This is a genomic window from Bhargavaea cecembensis (genome assembly GCF_000826125.2).
GTDB lineage: Bacteria > Bacillota > Bacilli > Bacillales_A > Planococcaceae > Bhargavaea > Bhargavaea cecembensis_B.
Genome location: NZ_LN651373.1, coordinates 686,988 through 688,923 on the forward strand (window position 1 = coordinate 686,988; position 1,936 = coordinate 688,923).

Sequence of the window (1,936 nt, forward strand, 5' to 3'; positions counted from 1 at the left end):
CCGCTCCCGCCGCGGAAATGAACCCGATCGTCCTGAAGCCGTCGGATGACCGGCATGCCGACATCATCCTTCTCGGCAAGCCGGCCGGGCGGATGGGCGGGATGGAGTACCGCGAGAAGTTTTTCCGGACCGGGCTGGACGCCATCCGTTCGTCGCTCGGGCGCCTCGCGGAGCGATTCGAAGCGGTCGTGATCGAAGGGGCCGGAAGCCCGGCGGAAGTGAACCTGAATGACCGCGAGCTCGTGAACATGCGGGTCGCCCGGACGGCGGATGTCCCGGTTCTGCTCGTCGCCGACATCGAGCGGGGCGGCGTGTTCGCATCGATCGTCGGGACGCTCGACCTGCTTTCGGAGGAGGACCGGCGGCGGGTTAAAGGGCTCATCATCAATAAATTCCGCGGGGACCCCCGCCTGTTCGACGACGGGATTGCATTTCTTGAGGCACGGACAGGCCTGCCCGTGCTCGGCGTGATCCCGTTCATGGACGGCCACGGCATCGAAGAGGAAGACTCGCTCGGCGGGAAGGAAGCGCGGACGGGCGAACCCCGGTACGGCGACTGGGCGGCGCATTTCCGGAAGCACGCGGACTGGCCGCAAATCCGCCGGCTCGCAACCGGGGAAGGGGTCTCATGATCACCGGATTCCTCCTCGCGCTCCAGTTCTTCACATCCGTCCCGGTGAGGAAAAACTTGCCGATCGGCGGGAGGGAAACGGTCTGGATGTTCACGCTTTATCCGATTGTCGGCGGACTGATCGGACTTGCGGCATGGGCGGCGACCGCGCTCCTTTCCGGCCCGGCCGGCACCGGCCCGCTGCTCAGCGCGTTCGCGGCCGTTCTTGTTTTCGCCGTCCTTTCCGGCGGCCTTCATCTGGACGGCTGGGCCGACATGGGCGACGCGTACTTTTCGTATAGGGACCGGGAAAAGCGGCTGGAGATCATGGGCGACCCGCGGATCGGCGCGTTCGGCACGATGGCGCTCCTGTTCCTTTTGCTCGGCAAAATCGCCGTGTTGAGCGAGGTGATCATGAGGGGCGGCGCGGGATGGATGGTGTTCATGCTCGTGCCGTTCGCCGCGAGGGCCGGACTCGCGCTTTACTGCTCGTCGGCACCGCAGGCAAAGGATTCCGGACTGCTCGTCTTTCTTGGGTCGAAGGCGGGCGGTGCGCGGGTCGGCATCCCGGCTGCGCTGATGCTGCTCGCCGGCCTCGCCGCCGCGTCGGCCGGACTCGGGACAGTCGCCCTGCCGGCGGCTTTCCTTTTGGTGGTTTTGGTCGCCGTTGCCGGGTTCCGGCAGTGGACGATCCGGAATTTCGGCGGGGCGACCGGCGACCTCGCCGGCGCATTCGTGGAAGGGAGTGAACTGCTGCTGTGGACCGTCCTTTTGTTCTTTATTTGATCCGGCATCTTGAAACGGCCGCAAACCGCGAACGGCGCTATGTCGGCTGGACGGATGTGCCGGTATGCGTGAAGGCGGATCCGGCGAGTTTTGAAGCGGATGTCATCGCCGGCAGCGACCTCGTCCGCTGCCGCGAGACGGCCCGTCTTTTATTCCCCGGGGCGGCGTATGAGGCGATGCCCGAGTTCCGGGAATGCCTTTTCGGGGAATGGGAAATGAAGACGTACGATGACCTGAAGGGGGACGCCCGGTACCGGAAGTGGATCGACGACCCGTTTTCCGGAAAACCGCCGGGCGGGGAACGTTTCGGGGACATGGAAGCGCGTGTCCGGGCGGGTCTCATGCGGCTGAAGGCGCATCCCGGACATTCGGCCGCGGTCGTCACGCACGGCGGTCCGGTGCGGCTGCTGCTTGCGGAACTCGCGCCGGACGAGCGGCCGTTCTTTGACCGGGCCGTCCCGCCGGGTTCCGTTTACCGGCTGGAATGGAAAGACAGGCAAGACTGGGAGGAGGGGAAGCGATGCACATCTATGTCGGCGG

At 65.7% G+C, this 1,936-nt stretch carries 3 protein-coding genes; all 3 read left to right on the plus strand.

From position 1 onward, the window contains the following. On the plus strand, window positions 1-632 hold a 632-nt coding region (locus BN1189_RS16875; protein WP_098049692.1), incomplete at its 5' end, for an AAA family ATPase. Further along, a complete protein-coding gene (gene cobS / locus BN1189_RS16880) occupies window positions 629-1,396 on the plus strand; it encodes an adenosylcobinamide-GDP ribazoletransferase (RefSeq protein ID WP_040227545.1) in 768 nt (255 codons plus the stop codon). The genes BN1189_RS16875 and cobS, both read left to right, overlap by 4 nt. After that, window positions 1,369-1,936 (plus strand): histidine phosphatase family protein (locus BN1189_RS16885; protein WP_040227571.1); only part of this gene is annotated, 568 nt, incomplete at its 3' end. The genes cobS and BN1189_RS16885, both read left to right, overlap by 28 nt.